The sequence below is a fragment of the Muricauda brasiliensis genome, assembly GCF_003057865.1.
In the GTDB taxonomy this organism is placed as follows: domain Bacteria; phylum Bacteroidota; class Bacteroidia; order Flavobacteriales; family Flavobacteriaceae; genus Flagellimonas; species Flagellimonas chongwuensis.
Genome location: NZ_QBTW01000017.1, coordinates 41,000 through 56,360, shown reverse-complemented (window position 1 = coordinate 56,360; position 15,361 = coordinate 41,000). Strand labels below are relative to the sequence as shown.

The window sequence follows — 15,361 nt, the reverse complement described above, 5'->3', positions numbered from 1 at the left end:
AATATCCTCTATTTATCCTTTAAAGACTTTTTCCAAGGAAACTCCTCTTTGCTTAGCAACGGTATCAGCACTTCTCAATTGCAACAAAGCATCGAAAGTTGCTTTTACCACGTTGTGCGGGTTTGAAGATCCTTGGGACTTAGAAAGTACATCTTGTACTCCAACTGCTTCCAATACAGCTCTAACTGCTCCACCGGCAATTACCCCGGTACCATGCGATGCTGGCTTGATGAACACCCTTGCACCTCCGAACTTTCCTTTTTGTTCATGAGGAAGTGTTGCTTTTGTCAAAGGTATACGAACCAAGTTCTTTTTAGCATCCTCGATGGCCTTGGCGATAGCTGTGGCAACTTCTTTGGATTTACCCAAACCATGTCCAACTACTCCGTTTTCATCACCAACAACAACTATTGCTGAAAAACCAAAGGCTCTACCACCTTTTGTTACCTTGGTAACCCTTTGTACTCCAACCAAACGGTCTTTCAACTCCAGTCCACCTGGCTTTACTATCTCTACGTTCTTGTAATTCTGGTACATAGTTTATTAAAATTTTAGTCCGGCCTCTCTAGCCCCTTCAGCCAATGATTTTACTCTTCCGTGATATAGGTTTCCTCCCCTATCAAAAGCTACAGCTTCAACACCAAGCTTAAGGGCCTTCTCGGCTATGGCCTTACCCACGTTTGTAGCGACTTCGGACTTTGTTCCTTTGGCTTCTACATCCTTATCTCTAGATGAAGCTGCCGCCAAAGTTACACCTTTATTGTCGTCTATCAACTGGGCGTATATTTCTTTATTGCTTCTGAATACAGACAACCTTGGTCTTGCTTCAGTTCCGAAGGATACTTTTCGTATTCTTCTTCGGATGCGTAATTTCCTTTCAGTAGTAGATAATCCCATAGTCTTAATTATTAAGCTGATTTACCTGCTTTTCTTCTTAATTGTTCTCCTACGAACTTCACACCTTTTCCTTTGTAAGGCTCTGGCTTACGGAAAGATCTGATCTTGGCGGCCACTTGACCTACCAATTGCTTGTCGTGGGATGTTAGTTTCACGATAGGGTTCTTCCCTTTTTCGGAGATAGTCTCGATTTTCACTTCTGGAGCAATATCCAAAATGATATTGTGAGAGAATCCTAGGGCCAAATCCAACTTCTGTCCTTGATTGCTGGCTCTGTAACCAACACCTACAAGTTCCAATTGCTTGGTCCAACCATTGGTTACACCTTCTACCATATTATTGATAAGAGCGCGGTATAAACCATGTTTTGCTTTATGCTCGTTGTCATCGGAAGGTCTTTCCAAAACAACATTTCCGTCCTCTACTTTTATGTCAATCCCTGAAAACTCTTGTGAAAGTTCTCCTAGTTTACCTTTTACAGTAACTACGGAATCCTTCACTTCTACAGTGACTCCCTCAGGAATATTAACTGGACTGTTACCTATTCTAGACATTTTTCTTCTCTTTTCTCAATTAATATACGTAGCACAATACTTCACCACCTACGTTCTCTTGCTGAGCTTGCTTGCTCGTCATAACTCCGTGCGAAGTTGAAATGATGGCAATTCCCAAACCGTTCAATACTCTAGGCAAATCGCTTGAGTTTGAATATTTACGCAGACCTGGTTTACTAACCCTCTGCAATTTTTTTATGATAGGCTCCTTGGTGAATTTATCGTACTTAAGGGCTATTTTGATATTTCCCTGTACTTCATTCTCCTCGAACTTATAGCTCAAAATATATCCTTGGTCGAACAATATTTTGGTAATTTGTCTCTTTAGATTGGAACCTGGGATATTTACAACCCTATGACCTGCCTTGTTGGCATTTCTCAATCTGGTCAAATAATCTGAAATTGGATCTGTAAGCATTTCTTTTCTTTATCTAAATTACCAACTTGCCTTTTTAACACCAGGAATCAAACCTTTGTTGGCCATTTCCCTGAACATCACCCTTGATATACCGAAAGTTCTCATGTAACCACGAGGTCTACCAGTTAGTTTACAACGGTTCCTCATACGAACTGGAGATGCATTAACAGGCAACTTTTGCAAAGCCTCATAATCTCCCGCTTCCTTTAGCGCTTTTCTTTTCTCGGCGTATTTTTCTACCATTTTAGCCCTTTTTCTTTCGCGGGCTTTCATTGATTCCTTGGCCATACTAGTTCTTTTTAAAGGGTACTCCCAGTTCGGTTAACAATGATTTTGCTTCCTTGTCAGTCTCAGCGGAAGTAACGAACGTAATGTCCATCCCATTGATTCTGTTAATTCTATCGATATTGATTTCTGGAAAGATGATTTGTTCAGTAACACCTAAATTGTAGTTACCTCTACCGTCGAAACCTGTGGCTTTAACTCCTGAGAAATCACGCACCCTTGGGAGTGCACTTGTGATCAACCTATCCAAAAATTCGTACATGCGCTCACCTCTCAATGTCACTTTAGCACCAATCGGCATACCTTTTCTTAATTTAAAGGTAGCAACGTCTTTCTTAGAAAGTGTGGCAACTGCCTTTTGACCTGTGATATTGGTCAACTCGTCCACGGCATGATCGATAAGCTTTTTATCGGAAACAGCAGCACCGACTCCACGGCTTACCACTATTTTCTGCAACTTAGGAACCTGCATTACATTCTTGTAACCAAACTCTTCCGTTAGCGCCTTGATCACGCGCTCCTTATATTCTTGCTTTAATCTTGGAATATAACTCATGACTAAATTACTTCATTGGATTTTTTAGAAACCCTTACTTTCTTACCGTCCCTTACTTCGTACCCAACACGAGTTGCCTCGCCAGATTTTGGGTCAACCAAGGAAAGATTGGAAATGTGTATTGGAGCTTCCTTTTTAGTTATGCCTCCTTGGGGATTGTTCGCACTTGGCTTTTCATGTTTGGACACCTCGTTGACGCCTTCCACAATAGCTTTGTTCTTTTCACGGTCTACTTGAAGCACTTTTCCTTCGCTGCCTTTGTGGTCTCCCGCAATGACTTTTACCGTATCCCCTGTTTTTATTTTCAACTTCATCTTTCTGATATTTCTTTTATAGCACTTCAGGCGCCAATGAAACAATCTTCATGAATTGTCTGTCCCTCAACTCTCTTGCCACGGGACCGAATACACGAGTTCCTCTCATCTCTCCGGTTGGGTTCAACAACACACATGCGTTGTCGTCGAAACGGATGTAAGAACCGTCAGGTCTTCTCACTTCTTTCTTAGTTCTAACAACAACCGCTGTAGAAACAGAACCTTTCTTTACAGTACCGTTCGGAGTAGCTTCTTTTACGGTAACAACAATTTTGTCACCCAAGGAAGCGTATCTTCTCTTTGTTCCTCCTAGTACGCGGATGGTCAAAACTTCTTTTGCACCGGTATTGTCCGCAACCCTTAATCTTGATTCTTGCTGTACCATAATTATTTAGCTCTTTCTAGGATTTCTACCAACCTCCAGCATTTTGTTTTGCTCAATGGTCGTGTTTCCATTATTTTGACGGTATCACCTTCGTTGCAATCGTTCTTCTCGTCGTGGGCAACATACTTCTTGGTCTTCAAAACGAATTTCCCGTACATAGGGTGCTTCATTCTTTTTACCTCAGAAACCACTATCGATTTCTCCATTTTGTTGCTGGTAACAACGCCTATTCTTTCTTTTCTTAAATTTCTGTTTTCCATAAGGCAGAACCGATTATTGTAATTCCCTTTTAGTTATTTCAGTCGCAAGTCTTGCTACCGTCCTTCTAGTCTTTCTGATCTGTAAAGGATTTTCCAAAGGAGTAACGGCGTGGGCCATTTTAAGGTCGGCGTGCTGCTTTTTCAACTCGGCCAATCTCTCCTTTAGCTCTTCAATTGAAAGTTCTTTTATTTCTGATTGTCTCATCTTTCTTCTCAATTAAAAATTAGGCGGAATAATCCCTTGCTACAACAAACTTGGTCTTAACCGGTAGTTTTTGTGCCGCAAGCCTTAAGGCCTCCTGGGCAATATCCTTTGGTACACCAGCAATCTCGAACATGATTCTACCCGGCTTAACCACGGCTACCCAATATTCTGGAGCACCTTTACCTTTACCCATACGAACCTCAAGAGGCTTTTTGGTGATAGGCTTGTCCGGGAATATTTTGATCCACAATTGACCTTGTCTCTTCATGTATCTTGTCGCAGCGATACGCGCAGCCTCGATTTGACGGGAAGTAATGAAGTGTGAATCCATGGACTTGATACCGAACATTCCATTGGAAAGTTGGTGTCCTCTCTGGGAGATACCCTTCATACGCCCTTTCTGGGCCTTACGAAATTTTGTTCTTTTTGGCTGTAACATTTTACCTTACTTTATCTTATTACTTTCTACGGCGGGGTTTCTTGTTGTCCTTACCGCTTTTTCCTTGACCAGTGCTCAATCCTACCAATGGGGAAAGTTCTCTTTTTCCGTAAACTTCTCCTTTCATGATCCACACCTTTACTCCCAATCTACCATAAGTAGTATGAGCTTCGTGCAAGGCATAGTCAACATCGGCACGGAAAGTAGACAATGGAATCCTTCCTTCTTTGTAAGATTCGGAACGCGCCATCTCTGCACCGTTCAAACGTCCAGAAATCTGAATCTTGATACCTTCGGCATTCATACGCATTGCAGCCGCAATAGCCATTTTAATAGCTCTTCTGTATGAAATCCTACTCTCAATCTGTCTAGCAACACTAGCCGCTACCAAGTTTGCATCAAGCTCAGGCCTCTTAATTTCATGAATATTGATCTGAACCTCTTTGTTGGTGATTTTCTTAAGCTCTTCCTTAAGCTTATCAACCTCTTGTCCACCTTTACCAATGATGATACCAGGTCTAGACGTGGTAATGGTAATAGTGATCAATTTCAAGGTTCTCTCGATAATTACCCTTGACACACTGGCTTTTGCCAAACGTGCATGGATATATTTTCTGATCTTATCGTCTTCAGCCAGTTTATCGCCGTAATCATTTCCTCCGTACCAGTTGGATTCCCATCCTCTGATAATTCCTAAGCGATTTCCTATTGGATTGGTCTTCTGTCCCATATTCTAATTTCTAGCTTTCAACGTTGTTATTGGCCTCCAAGATCATTGTTACATGATTGGAACGCTTTCTGATTCTGTGTGCCCTACCTTGTGGAGCTGGTCTCAATCTCTTCAACATAGTACCTCCGTCCACACGGATTTCTTTGATGTAAAGATTGGCCGCTTCGATATCAGCACCCTCATTTTTTGCTTCCCAGTTAGCAATTGCGGACAGCAAAAGCTTTTCCAACTTTCTAGAAGCTTCTTTTGGGTTAAATCTCAAGGTAGCCAAAGCCATCTCAATTTGCTTACCTCTAACCAAGTCAGCGACCAAACGCATTTTTCTTGGAGACGTTGGGCAATTGTTAAGCTTTGCAATAGCAAGTTGCTTTTTCTCTTCCTTCAACCTTTCGGCCATTTCTCTCTTACGAACTCCCATAGCTTACTTACTTTTTACCTTTGTTTTTAGCCCCTGCATGACCTCTAAAAGATCTAGTAGGTGAAAATTCCCCTAGCTTGTGACCTACCATGTTCTCAGTTACAAAAACGGGAACAAATTGTCTTCCGTTGTGCACTGCGATAGTCTGTCCTACAAAGTCTGGCGTTATCATAGAGGCTCTAGACCACGTTTTGATAACTGTTTTCTTACCTGATTCTATATTGGTCTGAACTTTTTTCTCCAGACTAAAATGAACGTATGGTCCTTTTTTTAACGAACGTGCCATTTACTTTTCTTTTATTTCTTTCTACGTTCTATGATATATCTATTGGTGTCCTTGGTCTTGGAACGGGTTCTGAATCCTTTTGCAGGAATACCGTTTCTAGATCTTGGATGACCTCCTGAAGCTCTACCTTCACCACCTCCCATTGGGTGATCGACAGGGTTCATTGCAACAGGTCTAGTTCTTGGTCTTCTACCCAACCATCTGCTTCTACCCGCTTTACCGGAAACAAGCAATTGGTGGTCAGAGTTGGAAACCGCCCCGATCGTAGCCAAACAAGTGGCCAAAATCATTCGAGTTTCTCCAGATGGCAATTTTAATGTAACGAACTTACCGTCCTTTGCCATTAATTGAGCAAATGTTCCTGCACTGCGCGCCATAATAGCACCTTGACCAGGCCTTAACTCAATACAAGAAACAATAGTACCCAATGGAACTTCGCTCAAAGGAAGTGCATTTCCAATTTCTGGGGCAGAACCGGTTCCGGACTGAATAGCCTGACCTACCTGCAAACCATTTTGGGCAACTACATATCTTTTTTCACCATCCTTATACTCTACCAAGGCGATAAATGCAGTTCTGTTTGGATCGTACTGGATTGAAACTACAGTAGCTTCAACTCCTTGTTTATCCCTTTTGAAATCGATGATTCGATATCTTCTTTTATGACCACCACCTTTGTGACGCATGGTCATTTTTCCTTGACTGTTCCTACCACCTGTCTTTTTGATCGGAGCAAGCAAGCTTTTCTCCGGCTTATCAGTAGTAATCGCGTCAAATCCGTTTACTACTCTAAAACGCTGACCAGGGGTTATCGGTTTTAATTTTCTAACTGACATTTCTCGTCTTTATAGATTACTGTAAAAATCAATAATATCACCTTCAGCTACATCAACAATTGCTTTTTTGATCGCATTTGTTTTTCCATGCTGAATACCGGTTTTTGTATAACGACTCTTACGCGTTGGACCATAATTCATGGTTCTTACCTTTTCAACAGACACACCATAAGTTGCCTCTACCGCTTCTTTGATCTCCAACTTATTAGCAGCTGGATTTACAAAGAACCCGTAGCGATTGAAAAGCTCGCTATCGGCGGTCATCTTCTCCGTAATTATCGGTTTTATCAACACACTCATGATATTCTTATTTCTTTAGGTTCGATTCAATTCCTTCCAAAGCGCTTTCGGTCAACACCAAACTTGTTGCATTAACAATTTTGTAAGTGTTTAATCCTGAGCCTGTTACAACTTCGGAGCGTTCCAAATTACGCGACGACAAATATACGTTATTATTTGTATCACCCAACACAATAAGGGACTTTTTCTTTTCTATTCCCAAGGAAGACAAGAAATTAACGAAGTCCTTTGTTTTTGGAGCTTCAAAATTGAAGTCTTCCACAACCACCAAAGATTGCTCTTTGGACTTCAAGCTTAAGGCAGATTTTCTGGCCAATCGCTTCATGTTCTTGTTCAACTTTTGGGTGTAGTCCTTCGGTCTTGGACCAAAGATTCTACCTCCACCTCTAAACACAGGGGATTTAATGCTACCAGCCCTTGCGGTACCGGTACCTTTCTGCTTCTTGATTTTCCTGGTACTACCAGCAATCTCAGCTCTTTCTTTGGCCTTGTGCGTTCCTTGCCTTTGGTGGGCCAAGTACTGCTTAACATCCAAATAAATGGCATGCTCGTTAGGCTCTATCCCGAAAACATCGTCAGAAAGCTCTACTTTCCTACCTGTTTCTTTTCCATTGATATCTAAAACTGCTACCTTCATTATTGCCACCTTTGAATAGTTACATATGCATTTTTATGGCCAGGCACACATCCTTTAACAACCAAAAGATTTTTCTCTGGAACCACTTTCAACACTCTTAAGTTCTGTGCAGTAACTCTGTCACCACCCATTCTACCGGCCATACGAAGACCTTTTACTACTTTGGATGGATAAGATGCAGCACCGATGGACCCTGGAGCTCTCAACCTGTTGTGCTGACCGTGGGTTGCTTGACCAACTCCACCGAAACCATGACGCTTTACAACACCCTGGAATCCTTTACCTTTTGACGTACCAACTACATCAACAAATTCTCCTTCTTGAAAAAGGTCGACACCTACAGTATCTCCCAATTTGTAATCACCTTCAAATCCATGGAATTCAACGACTTTCTTTTTAGGAGAAGTACCTGCTTTTTTGTAGTGACCTGTTTCGGCCTTGTTAGCACGCTTTTCTGCCTTGTCATCGAAACCTAGCTGAAGGGCATTGTACCCGTCTACCTCTTCGGTTCTGACTTGGGTAACCACGCATGGTCCAGCTTCCAAAACGGTACATGGAACGTTCTTTCCATTCTCGTCGAAAATGCTGGTCATACCGATTTTCTTACCTATTAACCCAGACATAATTATTAATTATTAATTGTTTACTTTTCTATTTGTGCCAAATAATTGGCAAAAAAATTGGGTCAAGAAAATATTCTGTTCTGACCCAGATTCTTTTCTTTCTCCGTTTTTCCCGAACCATCGTTCGGGACATGTGACCCCCGCTATTCAGCGGAAATATTATCAGACTTTGATCTCAACTTCAACACCACTTGGAAGCTCAAGCTTCATAAGGGCATCGATAGTTTTTGATGAAGAGCTATAAATATCCAATAGCCTCTTGTATGAACTCAATTGGAACTGCTCTCTAGCCTTTTTGTTCACGTGAGGTGAACGCAAAACTGTAAATATCTTTTTGCGAGTTGGCAACGGAATTGGTCCAGTTACCACAGCACCTGTCGTTTTTACTGTTTTCACGATCTTTTCAGCAGATTTGTCCACCAAATTGTGATCGTAAGATTTCAATTTTATTCTAATTTTTTGACTCATCTTGCTGAAAAATTAAGCGGTTACTCCTTTAGCTGCTTTGATCACTTCCTCTGCAATATTGGAAGGAGTCTCTGCATAGTGTGAAAATTCCATTGTTGATGTTGCTCTACCTGAAGACAAAGTCCTCAAAGCAGTAACATAACCAAACATTTCTGATAGTGGAACTTCAGCCTTAACAACCTTTGCTCCTGCCCTATCTGACATACTGTTCACTTGACCTCTTCTACGATTCAAGTCACCAACAATATCACCCATGTTTTCCTCTGGAGTTAGAACTTCCAATTTCATGATTGGCTCCATAATGATAGCCCTTGCTTTCTTAGCAGCAACTTTGTAACCCAATTTTGCGGCCAATTCGAAAGAAAGTTGGTCGGAATCCACAGGGTGGAAGGAACCATCTTTAAGGGTGATTTTCATGGAATCCATTTCGAAACCGGCCAAAGGACCATTCTTCATAGCCTCTTTGAATCCTTTTTCAACAGATGGAACAAATTCCTTAGGAATGTTACCACCTTTTATAACGTTTACAAACTCAAGTCCGGATTTACCTTCCTCAGCAGGCTCCATAGTAAATACGATATCTGCGAATTTACCACGACCACCAGTTTGTTTCTTATAAGTCTCTCTGTGATCAGCTGTACCAGTGATGGCTTCCTTGTACTCCACCTGTGGTTGACCTTGGGTAACATCCACCTTAAACTCACGCTTAAGACGATCACAAATAATATCCAAGTGAAGCTCGCCCATACCAGAAATAATGGTCTGTCCTGAGGCCTCATCCGTTTTCACTTGGAACGTTGGATCCTCTTCGGCCAATTTAGCCAAAGCCATACCCAATTTATCCACGTCAGCTTTTGTTTTTGGCTCTACGGCGATACCAATTACAGGCTCCGGGAATTGCATACTTTCCAAAACAATCGGATGTTTTTCATCCGAAAGAGTATCACCCGTTTTGATATCCTTAAAACCTACAGCCGCACCAATATCTCCAGCTTCGATAAAGTCGATAGCATTTTGCTTATTGGAGTGCATCTGATAGATACGGGAAATACGTTCTTTGTTACCTGAACGGTTATTCAAAATATATGAACCTGCATCCAAACGACCGGAGTATGCCCTAAAGAATGCCAAACGACCTACGAAAGGATCGGTTGCAATCTTAAATGCAAGAGCAGCAAACGGCTCTTTTGGGTCTGGTTTTCTTCTTTCTTCTTTCTCGGTATCCGGGTTCACACCTACGATATCATCTTTATCCAAAGGTGATGGCAAGTAACGACAAACGGCATCCAACAAGAACTGAACCCCTTTATTTTTGAAGGAAGAACCACAAATCATTGGAATAATCGCTCTATCCATAACCGCAGCACGTAGCGCAGCATGCACTTCTTCTTCCGTGATGGAATCTTCATCCTCGAAGAATTTCTCCATCAACTCCTCATCATATTCAGCAACAGCTTCGATTAGAGCAGCTCTATATTCCTTAACCTCGTCCTTCATTTCTGCAGGTATATCAACCACATCAAATGTAGAACCAAAGTTATCCTCGTGCCACACAACAGCTCTGTTCTTGGCCAAATCCACGATACCTTTAAAGTCAGCTTCGTCACCAATTGGCAATACGATCGGCACTGCATTTGACCCCAACATTTCTCGAACCTGCTTACAAACTGCAAGGAAGTTAGATCCTTGACGGTCCATTTTGTTCACAAACCCGATTCTTGGCACCTTATAATTATCGGCCAATCTCCAGTTGGTTTCGGATTGAGGCTCAACACCATCTACAGCACTGAACAAGAAAACCAATCCATCCAATACACGGAGGGAACGGTTTACTTCAACCGTGAAATCAACGTGTCCGGGGGTATCGATAATATTAAAGTGGTAATCTTTTGTATCTGGCAATGCTTGAGCATTCTCCATTGGAAACTTCCACGTACAGGTTGTAGCAGCAGAGGTAATGGTAATACCACGCTCTTGCTCTTGCTCCATCCAGTCCATAGTAGCCGCACCATCGTGCACCTCCCCAATTTTGTGACTCACACCTGTGTAGAAAAGAATACGCTCCGTAGTAGTTGTCTTTCCAGCATCAATGTGGGCTGCAATACCAATATTCCTTGTATATTTTAAATCTCTTCCCATTGTATTCTTAGAATCTAAAGTGTGAGAACGCTTTATTGGCCTCAGCCATTTTATGTGTATCTACTCTTTTCTTCACTGCCGCACCCTCTTCCTTAGCTGCCGCCAAAATTTCAGCCGCCAATTTTTGAGCCATTGATTTCTCGTTACGCTTTCTTGAAAAGCTGATCAACCACTTCATGGCAGTGGATATTTTTCTATCTGGACGAATCTGCATAGGAATCTGGAATGTTGCACCACCTACTCTTCTACTTCTAACCTCAACGTGTGGCATAACATTGGAAAGGGCGTCTTTCCAAAGCTCCAATCCTGTTTTTTCTTCGTCCGTGTTTTTTTCATCAACGATTTCAATTGCATCGTAAAATATTTTAAACGCAATTGACTTCTTACCATCCCACATCATCATGTTAACAAAACGCGTAACAAGCTGATCGTTAAATTTTGGGTCTGGTAATAAAGGTCTTTTTTTTGCCTGTTTTTTTCTCATCTCTCTTTCTTAAAAATGATTAATTTTTAGGACGCTTTGCACCATACTTAGATCGACGCTGCGTTCTTCCCGCAACACCTGCGGTATCCAATGCACCGCGAACGATATGATATCGCACACCAGGCAAATCCTTTACTCTTCCGCCCCTTACCAATACTATCGAGTGCTCTTGGAGGTTGTGTCCTTCACCAGGGATGTATGCGTTCACTTCTTTACCATTGGTCAACCTTACTCTTGCAACTTTACGCATTGCAGAGTTTGGTTTTTTTGGTGTAGTAGTGTAAACACGCGTACAAACCCCTCTTCTTTGAGGACACGAATCCAAAGCAGCCGATTTACTCTTCTTGGTAATCGTGGCCCTTCCTTTTCGTACTAATTGTGAAATTGTTGGCATTAAATTCCTTTTAAAAACTAAATAACCCTCATTTTGAGGGCTGCAAATGTAATGATAATTCCCAATAATTCAAATCCCTAGCAATTAATTTTAAGTAGAATACAAAAAAAGATAAAACCCACCCTAAAAACAATGACCCACATCCGCCCCAGACGATTCCCGAAAGACAAAAATCCGAGACACAAAATGAACGTTATATTTAAGGTATAGAACTGCAAAGACAAAAAATCGACTCTTAACATTACCCTAACACTTTATACCGCGTCTATTCTTTGAGACAAAACCAAACATCAAATCAAATTTATTGAACCAAATCCCTATTAAATCATGGGGTAAACTAATAATATTGATATAAGATCAATTACACCCCCTTAAAATTGTGTAGTTATCAATCAAAATTGATGTTTTTGCTGTTACTTCATTTAAATAACCAGTCTTAAAGATTTTATAAAATTAGTTTGGATTATTAACATGAAATTATGATTTTAGCGATTAGCTAATTCAAATAATTTAACAATGAGAACAAAACTTAATGGATTGTTAACGCTATTATTGGCGTTTGTTGTGCATATATCCTATGCACAGGACAAGACGATTACAGGTACAGTTACGGATGCCGATGGCCTCCCGCTGCCTGGAGTCAACATTGTCGTTGAAGGGACCTCGTCCGGTACCCAAACAGATTTCGATGGAAATTATGCTATCAATGCAAGTGAAGGACAGACATTGCTTTTCACTTACATTGGACAACGCCCCTCCAGCAAAGTTGTGGGTGCCAGTAGTGTAATCAATGTTCAAATGGTGGAAGACGCCCAAGCCCTTGAAGAGGTTGTAGTTACCGCGCAGGGTATTAAAAGGGAAAAGAAAGCCCTTGGTTACGCAGTCTCCTCAGTTGGAGCGGAAGATTTGGAGCAAAAAGCGGAAGGTGATGTAGGAAGGGTACTAAACGGTAAAGCTTCCGGGGTACTTATTAATGCAGCAAGCGGTGTATCCGGTTCTGCTACCAACATTATTATTCGTGGATTCACTTCAATTTCCGGATCCAACCAACCGTTGTTTATTGTGGACGGTGTTCCGTTCAGCTCTGACACCAATACTCAAGGAGATGCCATTGATGGTAACGTGGGGTCAAGTAGATTTTTGGACCTTGACCCTAACTCCATTGCCAATGTAAGTGTACTTAAAGGTTTGGCTGCTGCCAACCTATATGGTACCGCAGGAAGGAATGGTGTAATATTAATTACCACTAAGGCAGGTGCTGCCGGGGCCAGCAGGGCAAAATCAGAAATTACCGTTACTTCATCAATATTTTTTAATGAAATATCCACATTGCCTGATTACCAAGACCAATATGGTAATGGTTTTGACCAGGCTTATGGTGAATTCTTCAGTAACTGGGGACCTGATTTCAACATTCCTGACCCTAACAACTTCGGTGCTACATGGAGAGGAACATCCCCTGATGGTACTATCTTGATCAGACATCCATATTCCGTTAATGCCGGTGTAAGTGCAGCATTCCCTGAATATCAGGGAGCTACGTATGAATTTAGACCTTATGACGGTGTAAAGAATTTTTTCCGTACTGGTGTTGTGACCAACAATGCTGTTAATGCCTCTGGTGGGTCAGAAGATGGAAAAATTGCCTTTAATGCAAGTGCTAGTAATCTTAGAGACGAAGGGTTTACCCCTGGCAACAAACTACAAAGAACCAACATTAGTTTAGGTGGACGCGCTGAGTTGAGCAACAACTTTACAATCAACTCTACCTTTAACTTTTCAAAGAGTGATGTAAAATCTCCTCCAATTGCAGCAAGTACCGGTAACGGTTCCTTTGGAGCTGGTTCGTCTGTATTTGGCCACCTGTTCTTCACACCACGAAGTGTGGATTTGATGGGACTGCCTTTCCAGAGCCCTATTGATGGTAGAAGTGTTTACTATAGAGGAGGTAACGATATTCAGAACCCAAGATGGACAGCTGCGAATGCATTCGCCAATCAGTTGACAAATCGTTTCTTTGGAAGCACACAGGCTACTTACAAAATAAACGACAACATTAACGTTTTCTGGAGAACCGGTTTGGATTTTTACACAGAGCGTAACGAAATCGGACAGAACAAAGGTGGTGCCGAAGGTTACATACAAGGTAGATATCAAACCTACGACAACAGAAATACAATTTGGGATCACACGCTACAGTTAAATGGTTCTTTCCTATTGACAGAAAAATTAGACCTTAGTGTTAACGTTGGTGCTACTTCTAGAAGAACCGAGTTCTCTCAACAAGGTGTAACCAGTGACCAGCAGTCTATTTTCGGTGTGTTCAGACATTATAACTTTGCCACGGCCCAACCAGTTCAACGTGATGAAACACAGAACATTGTTGGTGTATATGCCCAAACCGAGTTTGGCTATGACAACTTTGCTTACCTTACATTGGCAGCAAGGAACGATTGGGTTTCCAACTTCTTTGAAAACTCCATCTTCTACCCGTCTGCTAGTTTATCTATATTGCCAACTTCTATAATTGATGGCCTACAATCACAAAATGGATTGAACTTCTTGAAGCTTAGAGCTGGTTATGGTACTTCCGCAGGTTTCTTTGGGGGTTACCCCGTAGCTAGCACAGCAACTTTGGACACTAGGGAATTCTTAAAAGACGGTACGTTGGTATCCTCCATTAGAGTGGATGACGAATTGGCCAATCCAGCCCTAAAACCTGAGCTTCTTCAGGAATTAGAGTTCGGTATTGAGAGCCGTTTTATCCAGAACAGAGTTTCTTTGGATGTTTCTATCTATAAGAAAACAACCACAGACCTTATTTCTAACAGACCTTTGGACCCTTCCACAGGTTATACCGAAACTGTTACCAACATCGGTGAGGTACAGGTTAAAGGTATTGAGGCTGACTTAGGAGTTTCCCTATTTAGAAACTCCAACCCAGGTGGATTCAACTGGATGGTTAACGCCAACTTTACTGCGGATGAGTCTACAGTAGTGGACCTTGGTCAGGATACGGACAACATTAACATTGGAGGTCTTTTCTCTGACCTTTCCAACTTTGCTGTTGCAGGACGACCATTTGGTATTATAATGGGTACTAGAGTGCTAAGAGACGACGATGGAAACAAAGTTGTTGCGAGTACCGGTAGCTATGTTGAAGAGCAAGGATTGTTTGAGATTGGAGACCCCAATGCTGACTGGAGATTGAACATTAGCAATGGTTTCAACTACAAAAACTTGAACTTTGGCTTCGATATTTCTTATAGACATGGTGGTGATGTTTATGCCAACACGATTTCTGCATTGGTTGGTAGAGGACTTACCACAGATACTGAGGATCGTGTTTCCACTTTCATCCTTCCTGGGGTTAAGGCGGATGGTTCCGTTAACGATATTCAAATCAACAACTCCGATTACTACTTTAGTAACGTAGCATTCGGTCCAAGTGAATTACAGGTTTACGATGGTAGTACCATTCGATTAAGAGAGGTAAGATTAGGATATTCTGTTCCAAAGAAAGCCTTGGAAAAGACACCTTTCGGATCATTGAGCCTTACTTTAACTGGACAAAACCTATGGTTTAAGGGTATCAACGTCCCTAAAGGAACAAACTTTGACCCAGAAAACCTTGGGGTTGGTGTAGGTAACGCCTTAGGTTTCGACTTTATCAACAGCCCAGGCTCTAGAAGATATGGTATGTCTATTAAAGCAACATTTTAAAAAAATAGAA

The 15,361-nt window shown here is 41.6% G+C and carries 23 protein-coding genes; 1 reads left to right on the top strand and 22 read right to left on the bottom strand.

Features of this window, described 5'->3' with window-relative positions:
* Positions 1-12: 12 nt before the first annotated feature.
* The 22 genes from rpsE to rpsL form a co-directional block, all read right to left on the bottom strand.
* Positions 13-537, bottom strand: coding sequence for a 30S ribosomal protein S5 (gene rpsE / locus DCK90_RS13975; RefSeq protein ID WP_108246824.1), 525 nt, complete (start codon positions 535-537; stop codon positions 13-15).
* A gap of 6 nt (positions 538-543) precedes the next feature.
* Positions 544-897, bottom strand: coding sequence for a 50S ribosomal protein L18 (gene rplR / locus DCK90_RS13970; RefSeq protein ID WP_108246823.1), 354 nt, complete (start codon positions 895-897; stop codon positions 544-546).
* Between the two features lie 11 nt (positions 898-908).
* Positions 909-1,451, bottom strand: coding sequence for a 50S ribosomal protein L6 (rplF, locus tag DCK90_RS13965; protein ID WP_108246822.1), 543 nt, complete (start codon positions 1,449-1,451; stop codon positions 909-911).
* A gap of 19 nt (positions 1,452-1,470) precedes the next feature.
* Complete coding sequence (gene rpsH, locus DCK90_RS13960) at positions 1,471-1,869, bottom strand: 30S ribosomal protein S8 (protein ID WP_108246821.1); 399 nt, start codon at positions 1,867-1,869, stop codon at positions 1,471-1,473.
* A gap of 18 nt (positions 1,870-1,887) precedes the next feature.
* Positions 1,888-2,157, bottom strand: coding sequence for a 30S ribosomal protein S14 (gene rpsN, locus DCK90_RS13955; RefSeq protein ID WP_108246820.1), 270 nt, complete (start codon positions 2,155-2,157; stop codon positions 1,888-1,890).
* Position 2,158: 1 nt separating this feature from the next.
* Positions 2,159-2,710 carry a 50S ribosomal protein L5 gene (gene rplE / locus DCK90_RS13950; protein WP_108246819.1) on the bottom strand — a complete coding sequence of 184 codons (552 nt, stop codon included), beginning with the start codon at positions 2,708-2,710 and terminating at the stop codon, positions 2,159-2,161.
* A gap of 2 nt (positions 2,711-2,712) precedes the next feature.
* Complete coding sequence (gene rplX / locus DCK90_RS13945; protein WP_108246818.1) at positions 2,713-3,024, bottom strand: 50S ribosomal protein L24; 312 nt, start codon at positions 3,022-3,024, stop codon at positions 2,713-2,715.
* A 16-nt stretch (positions 3,025-3,040) separates the two neighbouring features.
* Positions 3,041-3,409: a 50S ribosomal protein L14 gene (gene rplN / locus DCK90_RS13940; RefSeq protein WP_014032002.1), complete on the bottom strand. Its 369-nt coding sequence runs from the start codon at positions 3,407-3,409 to the stop codon at positions 3,041-3,043.
* A 2-nt stretch (positions 3,410-3,411) separates the two neighbouring features.
* Complete coding sequence (gene rpsQ / locus DCK90_RS13935) at positions 3,412-3,669, bottom strand: 30S ribosomal protein S17 (protein ID WP_100816200.1); 258 nt, start codon at positions 3,667-3,669, stop codon at positions 3,412-3,414.
* A gap of 13 nt (positions 3,670-3,682) precedes the next feature.
* Entirely contained in the window at positions 3,683-3,874 is a 192-nt protein-coding gene (rpmC, locus tag DCK90_RS13930; RefSeq protein WP_108246817.1) for a 50S ribosomal protein L29, read from the bottom strand.
* Positions 3,875-3,893: 19 nt separating this feature from the next.
* The gene (gene rplP, locus DCK90_RS13925; protein ID WP_108246816.1) at positions 3,894-4,313 is read right to left on the bottom strand and encodes a 50S ribosomal protein L16; all 420 of its coding nucleotides are present in this window, start codon (positions 4,311-4,313) and stop codon (positions 3,894-3,896) included.
* Between the two features lie 19 nt (positions 4,314-4,332).
* On the bottom strand, positions 4,333-5,043 hold the full coding sequence (gene rpsC, locus DCK90_RS13920; protein ID WP_108246815.1) for a 30S ribosomal protein S3: 711 nt from the start codon (positions 5,041-5,043) through the stop codon (positions 4,333-4,335).
* 10 nt (positions 5,044-5,053) lie between these two features.
* Positions 5,054-5,461 carry a 50S ribosomal protein L22 gene (gene rplV, locus DCK90_RS13915; RefSeq protein ID WP_108246814.1) on the bottom strand — a complete coding sequence of 136 codons (408 nt, stop codon included), beginning with the start codon at positions 5,459-5,461 and terminating at the stop codon, positions 5,054-5,056.
* A gap of 7 nt (positions 5,462-5,468) precedes the next feature.
* Entirely contained in the window at positions 5,469-5,747 is a 279-nt protein-coding gene (gene rpsS / locus DCK90_RS13910; protein WP_108246813.1) for a 30S ribosomal protein S19, read from the bottom strand.
* An 11-nt stretch (positions 5,748-5,758) separates the two neighbouring features.
* Entirely contained in the window at positions 5,759-6,583 is an 825-nt protein-coding gene (gene rplB, locus DCK90_RS13905) for a 50S ribosomal protein L2 (RefSeq protein WP_108246812.1), read from the bottom strand.
* A gap of 9 nt (positions 6,584-6,592) precedes the next feature.
* Positions 6,593-6,883, bottom strand: coding sequence for a 50S ribosomal protein L23 (rplW, locus tag DCK90_RS13900; RefSeq protein ID WP_108246811.1), 291 nt, complete (start codon positions 6,881-6,883; stop codon positions 6,593-6,595).
* A gap of 7 nt (positions 6,884-6,890) precedes the next feature.
* Positions 6,891-7,520, bottom strand: coding sequence for a 50S ribosomal protein L4 (gene rplD, locus DCK90_RS13895; RefSeq protein WP_108246810.1), 630 nt, complete (start codon positions 7,518-7,520; stop codon positions 6,891-6,893).
* The gene (gene rplC / locus DCK90_RS13890; RefSeq protein ID WP_108246809.1) at positions 7,520-8,143 is read right to left on the bottom strand and encodes a 50S ribosomal protein L3; all 624 of its coding nucleotides are present in this window, start codon (positions 8,141-8,143) and stop codon (positions 7,520-7,522) included. The genes rplD and rplC overlap by 1 nt, the downstream gene beginning before the upstream one ends.
* A gap of 162 nt (positions 8,144-8,305) precedes the next feature.
* A complete protein-coding gene (rpsJ, locus tag DCK90_RS13885) occupies positions 8,306-8,611 on the bottom strand; it encodes a 30S ribosomal protein S10 (RefSeq protein ID WP_108246808.1) in 306 nt (101 codons plus the stop codon).
* A gap of 12 nt (positions 8,612-8,623) precedes the next feature.
* The gene (gene fusA / locus DCK90_RS13880) at positions 8,624-10,750 is read right to left on the bottom strand and encodes an elongation factor G (RefSeq protein ID WP_108246807.1); all 2,127 of its coding nucleotides are present in this window, start codon (positions 10,748-10,750) and stop codon (positions 8,624-8,626) included.
* Between the two features lie 7 nt (positions 10,751-10,757).
* On the bottom strand, positions 10,758-11,234 hold the full coding sequence (gene rpsG, locus DCK90_RS13875; protein ID WP_108246806.1) for a 30S ribosomal protein S7: 477 nt from the start codon (positions 11,232-11,234) through the stop codon (positions 10,758-10,760).
* Positions 11,235-11,253: 19 nt separating this feature from the next.
* Positions 11,254-11,628 carry a 30S ribosomal protein S12 gene (gene rpsL / locus DCK90_RS13870; RefSeq protein WP_014032016.1) on the bottom strand — a complete coding sequence of 125 codons (375 nt, stop codon included), beginning with the start codon at positions 11,626-11,628 and terminating at the stop codon, positions 11,254-11,256.
* A gap of 516 nt (positions 11,629-12,144) precedes the next feature.
* Between rpsL and DCK90_RS13865 the strand changes: the two genes are divergently transcribed.
* A complete protein-coding gene (locus DCK90_RS13865) occupies positions 12,145-15,351 on the top strand; it encodes a SusC/RagA family TonB-linked outer membrane protein (RefSeq protein WP_108246805.1) in 3,207 nt (1,068 codons plus the stop codon).
* Positions 15,352-15,361: the final 10 nt, after the last annotated feature.